The sequence below is a fragment of the Streptomyces scopuliridis genome (genome assembly GCF_042790125.1).
Lineage (GTDB): Bacteria > Actinomycetota > Actinomycetes > Streptomycetales > Streptomycetaceae > Streptomyces > Streptomyces scopuliridis_A.
Genome location: NZ_JBHTZS010000020.1, coordinates 71,927 through 88,351, shown reverse-complemented (window position 1 = coordinate 88,351; position 16,425 = coordinate 71,927). Strand labels below are relative to the sequence as shown.

Here is a 16,425-nt window from a genome sequence, read left to right as displayed (position 1 = left end):
ACGGAAGGGACCTGACTCATGGGAGCCCAGCTCCGGGTCTACAAGCGTCGCATCAAATCCGTCACCGCGACCAAGAAGATCACCAAGGCGATGGAGATGATCGCCGCCTCGCGCATCGTCAAGGCGCAGCGCCAGGTGGCGGCCTCCACTCCGTACGCGACCGAGCTGACCCGCGCGGTCACCGCGGTGGCGACGGGGTCGACGACCAAGCACCCCCTGACCACCGAGGCGGAGACGCCGACCCGCGCCGCGGTCCTGCTCGTCACGAGCGACCGCGGACTGGCCGGCGGCTACTCCTCGAACGCCATCAAGGCGGCGGAGCGGCTCACCGAGCGGCTCCGCGGTGAGGGCAAGGAGGTCGACACGTACATCGTCGGCCGCAAGGGTGTCGCCTACTACGGCTTCCGTGAGCGCAAGGTCACGGACTCGTGGAGCGGCTTCACCGACAGCCCGACGTACGCGGACGCCAAGCAGGTCGCGGCGCCGCTGATCGCGGCCGTCCAGCAGGACACGGCCGAGGGCGGCGTGGACGAGCTCCACATCGTCTTCACCGAGTTCGTCTCGATGCTGACGCAGACGCCGGTACAGCGCCGGCTGCTGCCGCTCAGCCTGACGCAGACATCAGCGGCTGCCGCCGCGGGGACGGCTGAGGACTCGACGGGAACATCAGCGGCTGCCGCCACGGGGAAGGGCGAGATCCTTCCGCTCTTCGACTTCGAGCCGTCGGCGGAGGACGTCCTCGACGCCCTGCTGCCGCGCTACGTCGAGAGCCGTATCTACAACGCGCTGCTCCAGGCCGCTGCTTCCAAGCACGCTGCCACCCGCCGCGCGATGAAGTCGGCGACCGACAACGCCGGGGACCTCATCAAGAGCCTTTCCCGGCTTGCCAACGCGGCCCGCCAGGCCGAAATCACCCAGGAAATCAGCGAGATCGTCGGTGGCGCGAGCGCCCTGGCCGACGCGACCGCGGGGAGTGAATAGATCATGACGACCACTGTTGAGGCGGCCACCCCGGGAAGCACGGCCACAGGCCGCGTTGCCCGGGTCATCGGCCCGGTCGTCGACGTGGAGTTCCCCGTCGACGCGATGCCGGACATCTACAACGCGCTGCACGTCGAGGTCGCGGACCCGGCCGAGGAGGGCAAGCTCAAGACGCTGACCCTCGAAGTCGCCCAGCACCTGGGCGACGGACTGGTCCGCGCGGTCTCGATGCAGCCCACCGACGGTCTGGTGCGCCAGGCCCCGGTGACCGACACGGGCGACGGCATCACCGTGCCGGTCGGCGATGTGACCAAGGGCAAGGTGTTCAACACCCTCGGTCAGATCCTGAACGAGCCCGAGGCCGAGTCCCAGATCACGGAGCGCTGGCCGATCCACCGCAAGGCCCCGGCCTTCGACCAGCTCGAGTCCAAGACCGAGATGTTCGAGACCGGCCTGAAGGTCGTCGACCTGCTGACCCCGTACGTCAAGGGCGGCAAGATCGGTCTGTTCGGTGGTGCGGGCGTCGGCAAGACCGTCCTCATCCAGGAAATGATCATGCGTGTGGCCAAGCTGCACGACGGTGTTTCCGTGTTCGCCGGTGTCGGTGAGCGCACCCGTGAGGGCAACGACCTCATCGACGAGATGACCGACTCGGGCGTGCTGGACAAGACCGCGCTGGTCTTCGGCCAGATGGACGAGCCGCCGGGCACGCGTCTGCGTGTGGCGCTCTCCGCGCTGACCATGGCGGAGTACTTCCGCGATGTGCAGAAGCAGGACGTGCTGCTCTTCATCGACAACATCTTCCGCTTCACCCAGGCCGGTTCCGAGGTCTCCACGCTGCTCGGCCGTATGCCGTCCGCGGTGGGTTACCAGCCGACCCTGGCGGACGAGATGGGTGTGCTCCAGGAGCGCATCACCTCGACCCGCGGTCACTCGATCACCTCGATGCAGGCGATCTACGTCCCCGCGGACGACCTGACCGACCCGGCCCCGGCCACGACCTTCGCGCACCTCGACGCGACGACCGTGCTGTCGCGTCCGATCTCGGAGAAGGGCATCTACCCGGCGGTGGACCCGCTGGACTCGACGTCCCGCATCCTGGACCCGCGCTACATCTCGCAGGCGCACTACGACGCGGCCAGCCGCGTCAAGGGAATCCTGCAGAAGTACAAGGACCTCCAGGACATCATCGCGATCCTCGGTATCGACGAGCTGGGCGAGGAGGACAAGCTCGTTGTCCACCGGGCCCGTCGTGTCGAGCGCTTCCTGTCGCAGAACACCCACGCCGCCAAGCAGTTCACCGGCCTGGACGGTTCGGACGTGCCGCTCGACGAGTCGATCTCCGCGTTCAACGCGATCTGTGACGGGGAGTACGACCACTTCCCCGAGCAGGCGTTCTTCATGTGCGGTGGCATCGAGGACCTGAAGGCCAAGGCCAAGGAACTCGGCGTCTCCTGACCCGTCGGCGCACGGAGGGGGGCGGGTACCTCCCGCCCCCCTCCGTCGCGCGCTTATCGACACCCCATAGAATTGAAGCCAACACCCGGCGATACGGCCGGGTGGTGACCCGAGGAGCCACCCTTGGCTGCTGAGCTGCATGTCGAGCTGGTCGCCGCTGACCGCAGTATCTGGTCCGGCGAGGCCACCCTGGTCGTCGCGCGCACCACGTCCGGCGACATCGGCGTCATGCCCGGTCACCAGCCGCTGCTCGGTGTGCTGGAGTCGGGCCCGGTGACCATTCGTACGAGTGAGGGCGAAACGGTCGTGGCCGCTGTGCACGGCGGTTTCGTCTCGTTCGCCGACAACAAGCTTTCGCTGCTGGCGGAGATCGCCGAGCTGGCGGATGAGATCGACACCCAGCGCGCCGAGCGTGCGCTGGAACGCGCGAAGTCGGGTGACGACGATGCCGCCGAACGGCGCGCCGACGTCCGACTGCGTGCGGTGGCGGTGCGCTGAGCGCAGTCACCACTGATTTATCCTCAGCCGCGGCTCGTTCCGGATCCCTCCGGACCGGGTCGCGGCTGAGGCGATGCGGGTGCGGTTCCTGTTCCGGTACTGAATGAGGCGAGGAGGTCGGTGTTTGATGGTCCTCGCTCTGCTCATTTGCGGAACGGTCGTCGTACTGGTTGCGGTGGGGCTCTTCGTCTTCGGTCTGCGCCGGCGGCTGATCCAGCGCTCCGGCGGTACGTTCGACTGCAGTCTGCGCTGGAACGTGCCGGCGGAGCCCGATCGCTCGGGCAAGGGCTGGGTGTACGGCGTCGCCCGCTACAACGGCGACCGCATCAACTGGTTCCGGGTCTTCTCCTACGCCCCGCGCCCGCGCCGTACGCTGGAGCGCTCCGCGATCGAGGTGCTGTCGCGCCGCGCGCCCGAGGGCGAGGAGGAGCTGGCGCTGCTCTCCGACGCGGTCATCCTGGGCTGTGCGCACAGCGGGGTCCGGCTGGAGCTGGCGATGAGTGATGACGCCCTCACCGGCTTTCTCGCCTGGCTGGAGGCGGCTCCGCCCGGACAGCGGGTGAACGTGGCCTGAGCCCCGTACTCCTGCCGGGGGCTCAGCGGCTGTGACGTCAGGGACATGATGAAGGGGGCGGCGCTCGGGCGCCGCCCCCTTCAGCTGTGCCGTCGTGCCGTTCCGGCTATCCGAGACCGTTCTTGATCGCGGTCACCAGCTCGCCGTTGGCGGTGTCACCCGTGAAGTCCCAGAAGAAGGCGCCTCCCAGGCTCTGCTGGTTCGCCCAGGCCATCTTGGACGTGATGGTGGCCGGGGTGTCGTAACTCCACCAGTTGCTGCCGCACTTGGCGTACGAGGTGCCCGCGATGGTGCCGGTGGGCGGGCAGGTGTTCTTGAGGACCTTGTAGTCCTCGATCCCCGCCTCGTACGTACCGGGAGCGGCGCCGGTGGCGGTGCCGCCCGGTGCGTCCTGGGTCACGCCCGTCCAGCCGCGCCCGTAGAAGCCGATACCGAGCAGCAGCTTGTTGGCCGGCACGCCCTGCGCCTTGAACTTGGCGATCGCCTCGGCGGAGTTGAAGCCCGCCTGCGGGATGCCCGGGTACGAGGTGAGCGGGGAGTGCGGAGCCGTCGGGCCCTGCGCGGCGAAGGCGCCGAAGAAGTCGTACGTCATGACGTTGAACCAGTCCATGTACGGGGCCGCGCCCGCGTAGTCGACCTTGTCGATCTTGCCGCCGGCCGAGGCGTCCGCCGTGGTGGCGGCCGTGACCAGGTTGTTGGGACCGAACTTGGCGCGCATGGCCTGCATCATGTTCTTGAAGGACGCGGGGCCGCTGGTGTCACAGGTCAGACCGCAGGCGTTGGGGTACTCCCAGTCCAGGTCGATGCCGTCGAAGACATCGGCCCAGCGCGGGTCCTCCACCAGGTCGTAGCAGGACTGGGCGAAGGCGGCCGGGTTCTGCACGGCCTGGCCGAAGCCGCCGGACCAGGTCCAGCCGCCGAACGACCAGAGGACCTTGATGTGCGGGTACTTGGCCTTGAGCTTGCGCAGCTGGTTGAAGCTGCCGCGCAGCGGCTGGTCCCAGGTGTCGGCGACGCCGTCGACGGACTGGTCGGCGGTGTACGCCTTCTCGTAGTCGGCGTAGGAGTCGCCGATGGCGCACTTGCCGCCGGTGACATTGCCGAAGGCGTAGTTGATGTGGGTGATCTTGGCCGCGGAACCGGACGTGTCCAGGTTCTTGACGTGGTAGTTCCGGCCGTAGACGCCCCACTCGGTGAAGTAGCCGAGCTTGACCTTGCCGCCGGGACCGGGGCCGGGGCCCGGGTCGCCACCGGTCGTACGGACCGCGCGGGCGCCGCTGAGCGGGCCCGTCTGGTCGGCCGTGTCACGGGCCTGGACGGTGTACGAGTAGTCGGTGCCCGCGGTCAGACCGGTGTTGGTGTAGGTCGTACCGGTGACCGTGGCGACCTTCGTGCCGTCCCGCAGGACGTCGTAGTTCTTGATGCCCTTGTCGTCGGTGGCCGCGGTCCAGCTCAGCTTGACCGAGGTGTTGGTGATCTCGCTCGCGGTCGGGGTGCCGGGCGCCGAGGGCGGGTTGTCGCCCGGAACGCCGGGGCCGCCGTCGCACGAGCCGCCGTTGAGCTTGCAGCCGGTCGGCGCGCCCGCGCCGGTGCCGTTGAAGCCGAAGGTGACGGTCGCGCCGGGGGCGAGCGTGCCGTTCCAGGTCTTGTTCTTGGCGGTCCAGTGGTTGGCCGCTCCGGTGATGTCGGCGTCCCAGCCGGAGGTGACCGCCGTACCGGCCGGGAAGTCCCACTCGACGGTCCAGGAGCTGAGGCTGGTGGTGCCGGTGTTCTTCACCGTCCACTTGCCCTCGAAGCCCGTGCCCCAGTCGGAGACCTTGGTGTACGAGGCGGTGGCCGAGGCGGCGGCCTCTGCGGGGGTGGCCAGGCCGACGAGGGCGGCCAGCGGCAGCAGCAGCGCGGTGAGACCCGCGACGGCTCTGGATCTGAATCCGGGTCTGTGGAGGGCGGATTGGGAGTTCAAGCGTGCTCCTCAGGTGAGTACAGGACAAAACGGGGGTGGTCCGTGCACTGCTCACCCTGCGACGACTCACCGCAGTGTGTGCGGTGAGAGTAGGAAGGTCTGGACCACTCGTCAATAGGTCCAGACCAAAGGTGAGGAGTTGCTGTCAGATTCCCAGTTCCTGGGCGAGGACGGCGGCCTGCACCCGGCTGCGCAGCTCCAACTTGCCCAGCAGTCTGCTCACATGGGTCTTCACGGTCGCCTCGGCCATCGTGAGGTGCCCGGCGATCTCGGCGTTCGACATCCCCTGGCCCAGGCACGACAGCACCTCGCGCTCCCGGCGCGTGAGGACGTCCAGGACCGCCGGATCGGCCGCGCCGGCGGGGCGTACGGGCGTCGGCGCCGCGAACTCGGCGATCAGCCGTCGGGTGACGGCCGGGGCGATCAGGCCCTCGCCGCGCGCCACCGTCCGTACCGCCGCCAACAGTTCACCGGCCTCCGCGTTCTTCAGCAGAAAGCCCGCGGCCCCGGCCCGCAGCGCCCCGAAGACGTACTCGTCCAGATCGAAGGTGGTCAGCACGAGCACATCGGCGAGCCGCTCCGCGACCACCTTCCGGGTCGCCGACACTCCGTCGAGCCGTGGCATCTGCACATCCATCAGCACCAGATCGGGCCGCAGCTCCCGGGCCAGCGCGACCGCCTCCTCGCCGTCCGACGCCTCCCCGACGACCTCGATGTCCGGCGCGCTGCGCAGGATGAGCACCAGCCCCGCGCGCACCGCCGACTGGTCCTCCGCGACCAGCACCCGGATCGTCATGCTCTCTCCCGCCCTTCCATGACCGGCAGTTCGGCGCGTACCAGCCAGATCCTGCCCCCGTCGGCAGCGGTGACGGGACCCGCCTCGAACGATCCGTCCAGCAGCTCGACCCGCTCGCGCATCCCGATCAGCCCGGCGCCCGAGCCCGGCGCGCGCGGCCCCGGCCGGTCACCGAACGGGCTGCGGACCCGTACCGTCAGCGCGCGCTCGGATCCGTCCAGCTCGACGGTGATCGTCCCCTGGACGGCGTGCTTGAGGGCGTTGGTCAGCGACTCCTGGATGATCCGGTACGCGGCCAGATCGATGGGCGTGGGCAGCGCGGCGCCCTCGCCGCGCCGGTCGTCCAGGGTGAAGCGCAGCCCGCTGGAGGCACCGTTCGTACGGGCCTGCGCCAGCAGTGTGTCCAGCGCCCGCAGTGTCGGCGCTGCGGAGACCGTGCCGGTGTCGTCGCTCTCCCGCAGCAGCCCGATCAGCCGGCGCATCTCGGCAAGCCCCTCGACGCTGTTCTCCCGGATGACGCCGAGCGCGTCCCTGGACGTGCGCGCGTCGTCCAGCGAGAGCGCGGCCGTCGAGTGGATGGCGATCGCCGAGAGATGGTTGGCGACCATGTCGTGCAGCTCGCGGGCCATCCGCGCGCGCTCGGCGGCCACCGCCTGGGTCCGGTCCATCTCGGCCAGCAGCGCGGTCTGCTCGGCCCGCAGCCGCGCCGACTCGGCGGCGTCCCGGTGGTTGCGTACGAGAACGCCGGTGCTGGCCGGGAAGAAACCGATCAACGCGGTGACCACCCCGATCAGCAGCGCCTCGGGCGTACGCAGCCAGGTGACGAACCCGATCGTCACCGCGACCGTGATCAGCCCGGTGGTCCAGGGGATACGGCGGGCGGCGGCCGGAGTCCCGTACAGCACGGCCGCGTACATCACGTCCGTGAACATCACCACGGTCGCGAGACTGCCGTTGGTGAACTGATCGGCCACCAGCGCGAGCGTGCCGATGACCAGCGCGGTCTGCGGCGCCGACCTGCGCAGCAGCTCCACCGCCGCCAGGACGCTCAGCGGCAGCAGCACCCAGGCCCCGGGCAGCGCGCGGCCCTGCTGGGTGTGCAGGCCCACGGCCCACAGGGAGATGCCGCCGACCAGACCGGCGAGGGCGATCAGCGCGTCGACGCGGTGCGGCCGGTGGCAGGGGGAGGACCCGGGCCGGTGGGGCTGGTGGGGCCGGTGCGGCTGGTGGGCTCGGTCGGGCTGGTGGGGTCGGTCGGGCCGGTGGGGTCGGCGCGGGGGGAGAGATCCGGGCCGGCGCCGGGGGAGCGACGCGGCAGATCGGGGAAAGGCGATCATTCCCCCATCCAACACCGCCCGCCACCGACCGGCGTCCCCATCCCGGCCGAGGGCCGGGTACATCGAAGGATGCAGTCGCGGTTCGTCACCGACGACGACGTGCCGCGACTCCACGGACGGGAGGCTGGAGCCGACAGAAAGGAGAGGCGCCGTGATCGTCACACTGATCGTCGCCTGCGAGGTCGGTTTCTGGGTGCTGCTGGCCGCCGGGCTGATCCTGCGCTATCCGGCGCGGATGCCACGGCTCGGCGCGGCGGTCCTGCTGCTGGAACCGCTGCTGGAGGTCGTGCTGCTGGTGGTCACGACCATCGATCTCAGGAACGGCGCGGAGCCGGACTGGAAGCACGGTCTGGCCGCGATGTACATCGGCTTCACCGTCGGCTACGGCCACTACACGATCAAGCGGATCGACGGCTGGGTCGCTCATCGCTTCGCCGACGGTCCCCCGCCGGTCAAACCGCCGCGCTACGGCATGGCCCGCGCCCGGTACGAGGGCATGCTGTGGCTCCGTACGGTCCTGGCCGCCGCGGTCGCGGTCGTGCTGCTCCAGATCGCGGTCTGGTACGTGGGCGACGCAGGCGGCACGGAGTCGCTGACCGCGTGGCAGCTCAACGCGGCGCGCGTCGCCGGTATCCACGGCGTGATCGCTCTGACGTACGCGCTCTTTCCGAAGAAGCCCCCGGCGGACGCTGAATCCGTCCGCGTGGAACGGCCGTCGTCGGTGGGGAAGGGGTGAGGAATCGCTGAGTCGGGGTGCCCCGGTGGGCCCCCTCACCGGTTCGTGGCTGAGGAGGCCCGGCATTCCAGGTCGGTGGTCGGTGCCCCTCAGCCGATGGCGATCCTGGGGTGATGGGCGGGCTTGATCCAGGACATGATCCGGTCCATCGTCGCGCGGGGGACCGAGACACAGCCCGCTGTGGCGCCGTTTCCGTTGACGTGCAGGAAGATGCCGGCGCCGCGGCCGGGCACGGCGGGCCACCGGTTGAAGTCGATGACGAGCGCCTTGGCGTACTGCGTGGGGTAGTTGACGAGGTGCTCGCTGCCGCGGTCGCCCGACTCGGTGAGCGGGAAATCCGCGCCCTGCTCGGTGTGCATCTGGTTGTAGAACTTCGACTCCGGGTCCTGGACCCACCAGTGGCTGCTGTTGACCACGGTGTACGGCATCGCGGTGCCGCCGGATTCGACGCCGAATCCCTCGGTGAGGGTGTAGGTGCCCGAGGGGGTGGTGTAGGTGCTCTGCTTCCGGGTCGCCCCGTCCGTCACGCCGTTGGAGCCGACGCGACCGGCGCTCGTACTGAACTGGGCCTTCCACCCGGAGGAGCCCTTGGCCCACGCCGTCACGGTGGCGTACGAGCCACTGGCCTTGACCGTGATGATCTGGGTCGCGTTGCCGACGGAGACGGGCACGGGGAAGGACGGGGCGCTCGGCGGCGGGGCGGCGCCCTCGGCCGTGCCCCCGGCCCCGGTTCCCGCCCCGGTTCCGGCCCCGGCCCCGGATCGGTCGTCGGTCGTCGGAGCCGCGGTCTTGTCGGCGGCGCTGCCCGAGGGCGAAGCGGAAGCCGACGCGCTGGGAGAGCCGGTGGGACTCGCCGAAACGGACGCGCTGGGAGAGGCCGAGCCACCCGCGCCGGGCACGTCGTCGCCCCCGGGCGTCTCCGACGCCGCGACGGAGTCCGCACCCGAGGCCGAGTCCTCGCGGTCGCTCTGTCCACAGGCGGATGTCATGGCCAGGGCGCCGAGGACAACGGTGGCGGCCAGAATCCGCCGGGGTGGGATGTGCACGCACTGCTCCTTGCTGAGAAATTCCATGACGCCGCTCATTCCCTGGACGGAATGGAGATCCAGATATGAGTGACGGGCTGGGACCGGGCGTTTATACACCATGCGCTGCGCCGGTCGCGAGTGAGGGAATGAATCCGGCTTATCGCCCCTCTTGGTGACGTCGAATGTCCTGTTTGTCTTGGGAGTTGACGGCGCGTCATTCGCGCTATTAGAAAACACCACGCCACGCCCAGAGCCTTACGGTTTGCGGTCGCGGCACAGTCGGTCAGACCGGCCGGAGAGCTCCGTGCCGGTCTATTCGGTGTGCCCATTTCCGCATGCGCCGGAATGGGCGCGTTGACGGAAGGGCAGCGTGGTGAAAGTTCCGTACAGGAGATACGGGCGAGAGCCTGCCGCCGGCGAAGCGGGTGAGGGAGCTGGCGGCGTCGCCGGTGTCGTACCGGTCCGGGGCGTTGTGGAAGCCGATCGACACGACGGTGAAGCCGTCGAAGGACGAGGGTTTCGAGTTCGCCAATACGTCGAATATGGGCCGTAGTTGGTTCGCGAGACAGAGGGCGGTCAGGCAGTCACCCTGGGGCTGGAGGGTGCGGCGAAGGGTGTCGTGTCCGCGAAGGGTGACACGGCCGGCTGAAGGAGAACATCAACCTCGCCGAACGCCCCGACGGGCCGGTGAAGTTCGTCCGACGGGTGAGTCGTACACGTGGCAGCCGGTGGTGCCCGAGGCGACGGACTACCGGGTCGAGGTCCACACCCCCGTGCAGACGGACGGCGCGACGGCCGCCCCGGACACGGTCACCTCCGCCGAACCGGCCGCGAACTTCACGGTGAACCAGGCCAGGCGGCCGCAGTCCGCTTTTTCATACATGCGAAAGTGGTGCCTCATGGAAGATGAGCGAGACTGTGTTTTCTCCCTGTGGGAGATGGAGAAGCGTGCGGATTGGCGCGGTTTTGCAGCCGGATGGTTTGAGGCTTCGACCGACGCCCTCCTGGGTTCGGCGGCAGTCGATCCGTCGCGGCTGGTTTCGTTTCTGGCCAGCGCAGGGGGAACTGGTGATTCCAGCACGCAGAGAGTCGAAGGCGATACGTGTGACGCCGCTGTGCGTAAATGCCAATCCGGTGCCTCTTATGTGAGCATCGGGCATTTTGTGCGAACGCCGACTGGCGACAGGTTCATAGGACGGATTGGAATGTCCGACACTGGTGATGAAGTGATGCAGTTCAGCTGCGATGTGGCAGTCGAATCGCTCGACGGTAGTGGCGCCCCACTTGCCGCAGACTTCTGGGCTCCTCTGATGACGGCCCATTGGTCTGCCGACGCCCCGTTGTTTGGCGCAGTGGGAAGAAGTGACCAGTCTGACGCCACTGATCTGGATAGGGGGCTGAGGCGGAATCTCTACACGTCGCACAGGGAGGCAGGGGTGTACCTTCGTGGATACTCTTGGATCACTCTGTGCTCGCAGTATCTTGCTGACAGATTAGCACGTGATTCGAACTCCTCGGGATTTTCTGAGGCGTTCATGAGAGTCGATGAGGTGCGCGGCGGAGGTCTGATGCTGTGCGCGACTCCAACGCTGCTTGAATATAAGAGCGGCGAAAGAGTTTGCGTGCTTCGTGCTCTGACTTCGGTACTGCCCCCAGGTGTGCCGCGGAGGAATCCTGTCTGGCCCGCACGCGACATTGCCTACGGCGAGTGAGTGGAGTGCCGAACTGTCCGTGCTGACAGGATCGTTGGCTGTCAGACGTTGGTGATACTCACCTGCGCCACCGCCGCCGGACACGTTCTCATCGACCGTCGCCGGCCGGGAACGGAGACCGCCGTGAAGTCGCAGGCTGATGGGCTGGACGCCGTTACACGTCTCTTCAAGGAGGGCATTCCAGGTGTGTTCGGTTGATCGGGTTCGATGGACAACAGACAGTCTGGAAGCCGTTTCCCACACGGGAAGTCGCCAATTCCTCGCCGGGGAAGGCGTTCCGAAGATCTCGCTCGTCTTCAGTGCGACTGATCCGAATCAGGTGGCGGAGTGGGTTCAGGGAAGCCGAAGGTACGTGGTCCTCGGGGACTACACCGAGGATGAGCACCTCGTGCTCGACGTAGATCTGGGTTCCGTCCACTTCGGCGCGGGTGCAACAGATCCGGTGTGGCCAGTCAACTCGGGTATTCAAGAGTTCGTTCGCTGTCTTGAGGCTGTGCAACGGGACTTCCCCTACTACCCGGCAACTGCAGAACCTCATGAGCATGCAAAGGTCGCGGACCGGCTTGAGGCTCTCCTCCGGCAGATCGACCCTGCTTCGTTCGAGGCTGACGGGGCCTTCTGGGCATCATTCGTCCACGATGTCTCAATCGGTGACTTCTTAAACGAGGACGTCGACTGGTGGCCTCCGGATCTCGAATAAGATCGTGCGTGGTGCACGCCGCGTGAGGGCCCCCGACTTCCTAAGCGCATTCCATAATCTCGGTCCTGCGGAGTTCCAATGAATCAGTGCGCGGTGCGGGGTACTTCCAGGTCGTGGAGCCGTTGTTCAGCAGCGAAGAACTGCTGGTCGCTGCGGTCCCGGTGATGGGCGAAGAGAACCTTCGGCTCACCTTGACCGAACTGGACACGGAGCGGCTGTCCTCCCGGGCCAGAGCGGCGCTGGCTGAACATCACGGATTGGCGGACGACATGCTGAGGGTCGAAGAGCTGGAGGCGGCGCTTCCATCGATGACGCAGTGGCGTGTGACAGCCGGGCGTAGCGTGGACTGGGGCGCCCTCGAGGCGGATCTCGGGACGGCGCTTCCCTCGGACTTCCGCTCCCTGGCGGAGGCGTACCCGGTACTGGTCATCGATGACTTCCTCATGCTGTCCGTTCCGACGCCTGGGGGCGAGGCGTCGTGGGCGTCGGAGTCCAGGGAGGACGAGATCCTTCAGGATCTGTACGAGATGGGCGACACCGAGGGCTACGTTCCCTTCCCGCAACCGGGAGGCCTGATCTCCTGGGCGGAGTCCAACTCGGGGGACTCCTTCTACTGGGGGACGAGTCCCGGGGACCCGGACGCATGGCCGGTGGTCGTGCGCGGCGACAACGGAGACTGGTCGGAGTTCCCGGTCGGCGCTGTCGAGTTTCTGACCGGCGTGTACCGGCGAACCATCCACGTACCCGGTATGCCCGGGGACTTCCCGAGCGACTCCCCGGAGGTGCTGGGCCTGGGCGACCGCATCGACTGATCGGCGGCCGAACCGGCTGAACGCGGTTTCGTTCGGCGGGTCGGCGCAGGAGAGGTACGTGTAGGACGCCTACCGCTACAACGCACAGCCATGCGACGACGGTTCGGGCACGTACGATACGAGCTTCCGTCTTCTGGAGCTCCGAGAGGTAACGGGCAGTGATTCTCCTTGAGTTCGACCGAGACTCCATGCGGGAGCCCTCGGAGTCGCAGATCGCGAAGCTGAAATCCGTCGCCGATTGGCAACTTCGCTACGCATACTTCGAGATGAACGTCACCCTCGTTGTGGACGGTTTCGATGCGGAGGTCTTTCGGGTTCCCGTTCTCGATTTCATGTACTGCCTCCTGTTGTCGGCCCGAGACATTCGAGACGGAGGTGAAGGGTGTGTCGATTTCACCGAGAGTGATGTGCTCATAGAAATTTTCCCGCACGGATCAGAGCTGAAGGTCCTGAGATCCTGGGACGCGGCTCCTGGATTCTGTGGCATGGATGAATTTATCGCCGCTGTTTCCCGGTTTGCCGTCGATGGTCTGGAATTCATCACCAGCGAATACCCCACCTTCCGCGACAATCCGACGTTCCGGAAGCTGTCTCAGCTCAGCTCCGAGTTGGTGCGATAGCCCACCAGTGAGAGCGGTGTCAGCGTTCGCCGCCCGGGACCCAGAGCACGTCGCCGACTTCCTTGTTCGCCACGCGGGCCAGGATGAACAGGAGGTCGGAGAGGCGGTTCAGGTACGTCGCCGTCAGGGCGTTCATGGTGTCGCCGTGTGCGTCGAGCGCCGCCCAGGTGGAGCGTTCGGCGCGGCGTACGACCGTGCAGGCCTGGTGGAGCAGTGCCGCGCCCGGGGTGCCGCCGGGGAGGATGAAGCTGCGCAGCTTCTCCAGTTCCTCCAGGAAGCGGTCGCAGTCCGCCTCCAGCTTGTCGATGTACTGCTGCTCGACGCGCAGCGGCGGAAACTTTGGATTCTCCACCACGGGCGTGGCCAGGTCCGCGCCCACGTCGAAGAGATCGTTCTGGACCCGGACGAGGACCTTCACGAGCTCGGGGGACAGCTGTCCCAGGGCGATCGCCGTGCCGATGACCGCGTTGGCCTCATTGGCGTCGGCGTACGCGGCGATCCTCAGATCGGTCTTGGCGGTGCGGCTCATGTCGCCGAGCGCCGTCGTGCCCTTGTCGCCGGTGCGGGTGTAGATGCGCGTCAGGTTGACCATAGGGCCAGCGTAGTTACGCGCCCCCGTCCCAGCAGCAGGGCCAGCCGCTCACGGGTGTGACCCGCGTGCGTTCCACCACACCGAGGGTGACCAGTTCCTCGCGTACGGAGATCTGCGGATCGACGCCGCCGGCCTGGGCGACGTACCCGATCTTCCGCCGGACGGCGTCCGGTTCGCGCTCCAGGTCGAAGCCCGCGACGGTCGCCGCGCCCCCGGTGGGCGGCAGCAGGGTGGTGAGCATCCGGAGGGTGGTGGTCTTGCCGGCGCCGTTGGGGCCGAGGAAGCCGATGATCTCGCCGGGGCGGACGGTCAGATCGATGCCGCGAACGGCCTCGACGGGTCCGTTCTTGGCCGGGAAGGTCCGCGCGAGCCCGGCCGTACTGATGATGGGCATGGCCCCAGAAAAACAGAATCTCTTAAAGTTTGCAATGACTCCAAGTTTTCACTCGTTGCGGCGGAGCCTAGGATGGGGCCATGTCCGAGGGCCTCAGGGAACGGAAGAAGCGGCAGACCAGGCAGCACATCTCGGATGTGGCCACGGGTCTCTTCCTGGAGCGCGGCTTCGACGCGGTGACGATCGCGGAGGTGGCGGAGGCGGCGGACGTCTCCGTCAACACCGTCTACAACTACTTCGAGGCGAAGGAAGATCTCTTCCTCGACCGCAGCACGTCCGTCGTGGACCGGCTCTCCCGCTTCGTACGGGCCCGCGGCAAGGGCGAGTCGGCCTCCGATGCCGTCTTCCGCGAGCTGCGCGAGCTGGTCGAGACCGTATCGCCCGCCGTCGGCCTCTCCGACGGGTACGCGCGCTTCATGGAGGTGGTGCACGGCTCGCACACCCTCGGCTCGCGGGTGGCATTCCTCCAGCACCAAGTCCTCGCCGACCTCGACAGGACACTGCGGGAGGAGACCGGCGCCGACGAGGACGACACGCTCCCCACGCTCGTGGCCGGCCAGCTCTCCTGGGTGCACGGGACGCTCATGGCGCGGATCACCCAACGGATGCTGGAGGGTGCCGCGCCCGGCCCGGCCTCGCGCGAAGCGCTCGTGCTGCTGGACGACATGGAAGCGGTGCTGGGGGAGAAGGTGCTCAAGTACGCGGTACGCGACGCCTGATGGACCCCGCAGGTGCGATGTCCGGTGTGATGTCCGTCATGTGAGACGTGACGCGCATCTCTTCAGTGTCACTGGGCCGTCCGCGACCGCTAACCTCCGGCAGAGAGCCCAAAGTAAACAGGCGTTAAGGCTGAACAGAAGCCGAACAAGAAACGTGGGGTGCGTCGTGGCACGGAAGCTCGCCGTCATCGGAGCCGGACTCATGGGGTCCGGTATCGCGCAGGTCTCGGCGCAGGCGGGCTGGGACGTCGTCCTGCGGGATGTCACCGACGCGGCGCTGGCCCGCGGCATCGACGGGATCAGGGCCTCGTACGGCAAGTTCGTCGCCAAGGGCAAGCTCGAAGAGGCCGACGCCGACGCGGCGCTCGCCCGGATCACCACGACCACCGATCTGGACGCCGCCGCCGACGCGGACATCGTCGTCGAGGCCGTCTTCGAGAAGCTCGACGTCAAGCACGAGATCTTCCGTACGCTCGACAAGCTCGTACGCGACGACGCCGTCCTCGCCTCCAACACCTCGGCGATCCCGATCACCAAGATCGCGGCCGCGACCAAGCGCCCGGAACGCGTCGTCGGTACGCACTTCTTCTCGCCGGTGCCCATGATGCGCCTCTGCGAGCTGGTGCGCGGCTACAAGACGAGCGACGAAACCCTCGCCACCGCACGGGAGTTCGCCGAATCGGTGGGCAAGACCTGCATCGTCGTCAACCGCGATGTGGCGGGCTTCGTGACCACCCGGCTGATCTCCGCCCTCGTCGTCGAGGCCGCCAAGCTCTACGAGTCGGGCGTCGCGTCCGCCGAGGACATCGACATCGCCTGCAAGCTGGGGTTCGGCCACGCCATGGGCCCGCTCGCCACCGCCGACCTGACGGGCGTCGACATCCTGCTCCACGCGACCGACAACATCTACACCGAGTCGCAGGACGAGAAGTTCGCACCGCCGGAGCTGATGCGCCGGATGGTGGACGCGGGTGACATCGGGCGCAAGAGCGGGCAGGGGTTCTACAAGCACTGAGCCGCGTCACCGGTACGCACATATCACCCCACAGGGTGAATTCGATATCGGTTCGCTTACAGACGGCAACTTCTTGGGCCGCGCGGCAGTCAGTTGTTGGAAGACAGAACAGACTACGGAGCACGGAAAGTACTCTCGGGGAGCGCATATGCACATCAGGGGCGACCACGCCGAGCTGGTCGTCGGGGGCCGCCTCGACGTACGCAGCGCGGCGGACGCCCGTACGGTCCTGCACTCGGCGGTCGACGACGGAGTCGGCGATCTGGTGCTCGACCTGACCGCACTGGACTCCTGGGACGCCACGGGACTCGGCGTCATCATGGGAGCCCACCGACGCGCGGGGCGGTGCGGCCGTAGGCTTGTGCTGCGCGGGGTCCCGCCGCAGATGCAGCGACTGCTGGTGGCGACCCGATTGCACCGCATTCTCGCCATCGAGGGCGGAATCGCCGCCGAATCGCTGCCTCGGGTCTGACCCTCCCACATCGCGCAA

17 protein-coding genes and 1 pseudogene are annotated in these 16,425 nt (G+C 67.6%); 11 read left to right on the top strand and 7 right to left on the bottom strand.

Annotated elements, in window-relative coordinates:
• Positions 1-18 precede the first annotated feature (18 nt).
• The 4 genes from ACFRKB_RS26570 (at position 19) to ACFRKB_RS26555 (ending at position 3,511) form a co-directional block, all read left to right on the top strand.
• On the top strand, positions 19-981 hold the full coding sequence (locus ACFRKB_RS26570; protein ID WP_383108957.1) for a F0F1 ATP synthase subunit gamma: 963 nt from the start codon (positions 19-21) through the stop codon (positions 979-981).
• A 3-nt stretch (positions 982-984) separates the two neighbouring features.
• Positions 985-2,439 carry a F0F1 ATP synthase subunit beta gene (atpD, locus tag ACFRKB_RS26565; RefSeq protein ID WP_383108955.1) on the top strand — a complete coding sequence of 485 codons (1,455 nt, stop codon included), beginning with the start codon at positions 985-987 and terminating at the stop codon, positions 2,437-2,439.
• 123 nt (positions 2,440-2,562) lie between these two features.
• Entirely contained in the window at positions 2,563-2,937 is a 375-nt protein-coding gene (locus ACFRKB_RS26560) for a F0F1 ATP synthase subunit epsilon (protein ID WP_365975148.1), read from the top strand.
• Positions 2,938-3,064: 127 nt separating this feature from the next.
• Positions 3,065-3,511 carry a DUF2550 domain-containing protein gene (locus tag ACFRKB_RS26555; protein ID WP_365975147.1) on the top strand — a complete coding sequence of 149 codons (447 nt, stop codon included), beginning with the start codon at positions 3,065-3,067 and terminating at the stop codon, positions 3,509-3,511.
• 106 nt (positions 3,512-3,617) lie between these two features.
• On the opposite strand, the gene ACFRKB_RS26550 is transcribed toward ACFRKB_RS26555, so the two are convergent.
• From ACFRKB_RS26550 to ACFRKB_RS26540, 3 genes are all read right to left on the bottom strand, one after another.
• Positions 3,618-5,474: a glycosyl hydrolase family 18 protein gene (locus ACFRKB_RS26550; protein WP_383108954.1), complete on the bottom strand. Its 1,857-nt coding sequence runs from the start codon at positions 5,472-5,474 to the stop codon at positions 3,618-3,620.
• Between the two features lie 145 nt (positions 5,475-5,619).
• Entirely contained in the window at positions 5,620-6,270 is a 651-nt protein-coding gene (locus ACFRKB_RS26545; protein WP_383108952.1) for a response regulator, read from the bottom strand.
• A complete protein-coding gene (locus tag ACFRKB_RS26540; protein ID WP_383109008.1) occupies positions 6,267-7,388 on the bottom strand; it encodes a sensor histidine kinase in 1,122 nt (373 codons plus the stop codon). The genes ACFRKB_RS26545 and ACFRKB_RS26540 overlap by 4 nt, the downstream gene beginning before the upstream one ends.
• A gap of 370 nt (positions 7,389-7,758) precedes the next feature.
• Between ACFRKB_RS26540 and ACFRKB_RS26535 the strand changes: the two genes are divergently transcribed.
• Positions 7,759-8,343, top strand: a complete 585-nt coding sequence (locus ACFRKB_RS26535) for a hypothetical protein (protein WP_383108951.1) — start codon at positions 7,759-7,761, stop codon at positions 8,341-8,343.
• Positions 8,344-8,432: 89 nt separating this feature from the next.
• Here the strand turns inward: ACFRKB_RS26535 and ACFRKB_RS26530 are convergent, their stop codons facing one another.
• Entirely contained in the window at positions 8,433-9,416 is a 984-nt protein-coding gene (locus ACFRKB_RS26530; protein WP_383108950.1) for a L,D-transpeptidase family protein, read from the bottom strand.
• Positions 9,417-10,119: 703 nt separating this feature from the next.
• Complete coding sequence (locus ACFRKB_RS26525; protein WP_383108949.1) at positions 10,120-10,254, bottom strand: hypothetical protein; 135 nt, start codon at positions 10,252-10,254, stop codon at positions 10,120-10,122.
• A gap of 968 nt (positions 10,255-11,222) precedes the next feature.
• Here ACFRKB_RS26525 and ACFRKB_RS26520 point away from each other — a divergent pair.
• The 3 genes from ACFRKB_RS26520 (at position 11,223) to ACFRKB_RS26510 (ending at position 13,215) form a co-directional block, all read left to right on the top strand.
• Positions 11,223-11,783: an SUKH-4 family immunity protein gene (locus tag ACFRKB_RS26520; RefSeq protein ID WP_383108947.1), complete on the top strand. Its 561-nt coding sequence runs from the start codon at positions 11,223-11,225 to the stop codon at positions 11,781-11,783.
• An 86-nt stretch (positions 11,784-11,869) separates the two neighbouring features.
• A complete protein-coding gene (locus ACFRKB_RS26515; RefSeq protein ID WP_383108946.1) occupies positions 11,870-12,595 on the top strand; it encodes an SMI1/KNR4 family protein in 726 nt (241 codons plus the stop codon).
• Positions 12,596-12,753: 158 nt separating this feature from the next.
• Positions 12,754-13,215 carry a hypothetical protein gene (locus ACFRKB_RS26510; protein WP_383108945.1) on the top strand — a complete coding sequence of 154 codons (462 nt, stop codon included), beginning with the start codon at positions 12,754-12,756 and terminating at the stop codon, positions 13,213-13,215.
• A gap of 19 nt (positions 13,216-13,234) precedes the next feature.
• Here the strand turns inward: ACFRKB_RS26510 and ACFRKB_RS26505 are convergent, their stop codons facing one another.
• Entirely contained in the window at positions 13,235-13,807 is a 573-nt protein-coding gene (locus tag ACFRKB_RS26505) for a cob(I)yrinic acid a,c-diamide adenosyltransferase (RefSeq protein WP_383108943.1), read from the bottom strand.
• A 67-nt stretch (positions 13,808-13,874) separates the two neighbouring features.
• Positions 13,875-14,201 (bottom strand): annotated as a pseudogene (locus ACFRKB_RS26500) (ATP-binding cassette domain-containing protein); the annotation flags it as partial.
• Between the two features lie 80 nt (positions 14,202-14,281).
• Here ACFRKB_RS26500 and ACFRKB_RS26495 point away from each other — a divergent pair.
• The 3 genes from ACFRKB_RS26495 (at position 14,282) to ACFRKB_RS26485 (ending at position 16,407) form a co-directional block, all read left to right on the top strand.
• Positions 14,282-14,920: a TetR/AcrR family transcriptional regulator gene (locus ACFRKB_RS26495; RefSeq protein WP_383108942.1), complete on the top strand. Its 639-nt coding sequence runs from the start codon at positions 14,282-14,284 to the stop codon at positions 14,918-14,920.
• Between the two features lie 166 nt (positions 14,921-15,086).
• Positions 15,087-15,935, top strand: coding sequence for a 3-hydroxyacyl-CoA dehydrogenase family protein (locus tag ACFRKB_RS26490; protein ID WP_383108941.1), 849 nt, complete (start codon positions 15,087-15,089; stop codon positions 15,933-15,935).
• 148 nt (positions 15,936-16,083) lie between these two features.
• Positions 16,084-16,407: an STAS domain-containing protein gene (locus tag ACFRKB_RS26485; RefSeq protein WP_030351976.1), complete on the top strand. Its 324-nt coding sequence runs from the start codon at positions 16,084-16,086 to the stop codon at positions 16,405-16,407.
• The last annotated feature ends 18 nt before the right edge of the window (positions 16,408-16,425 follow it).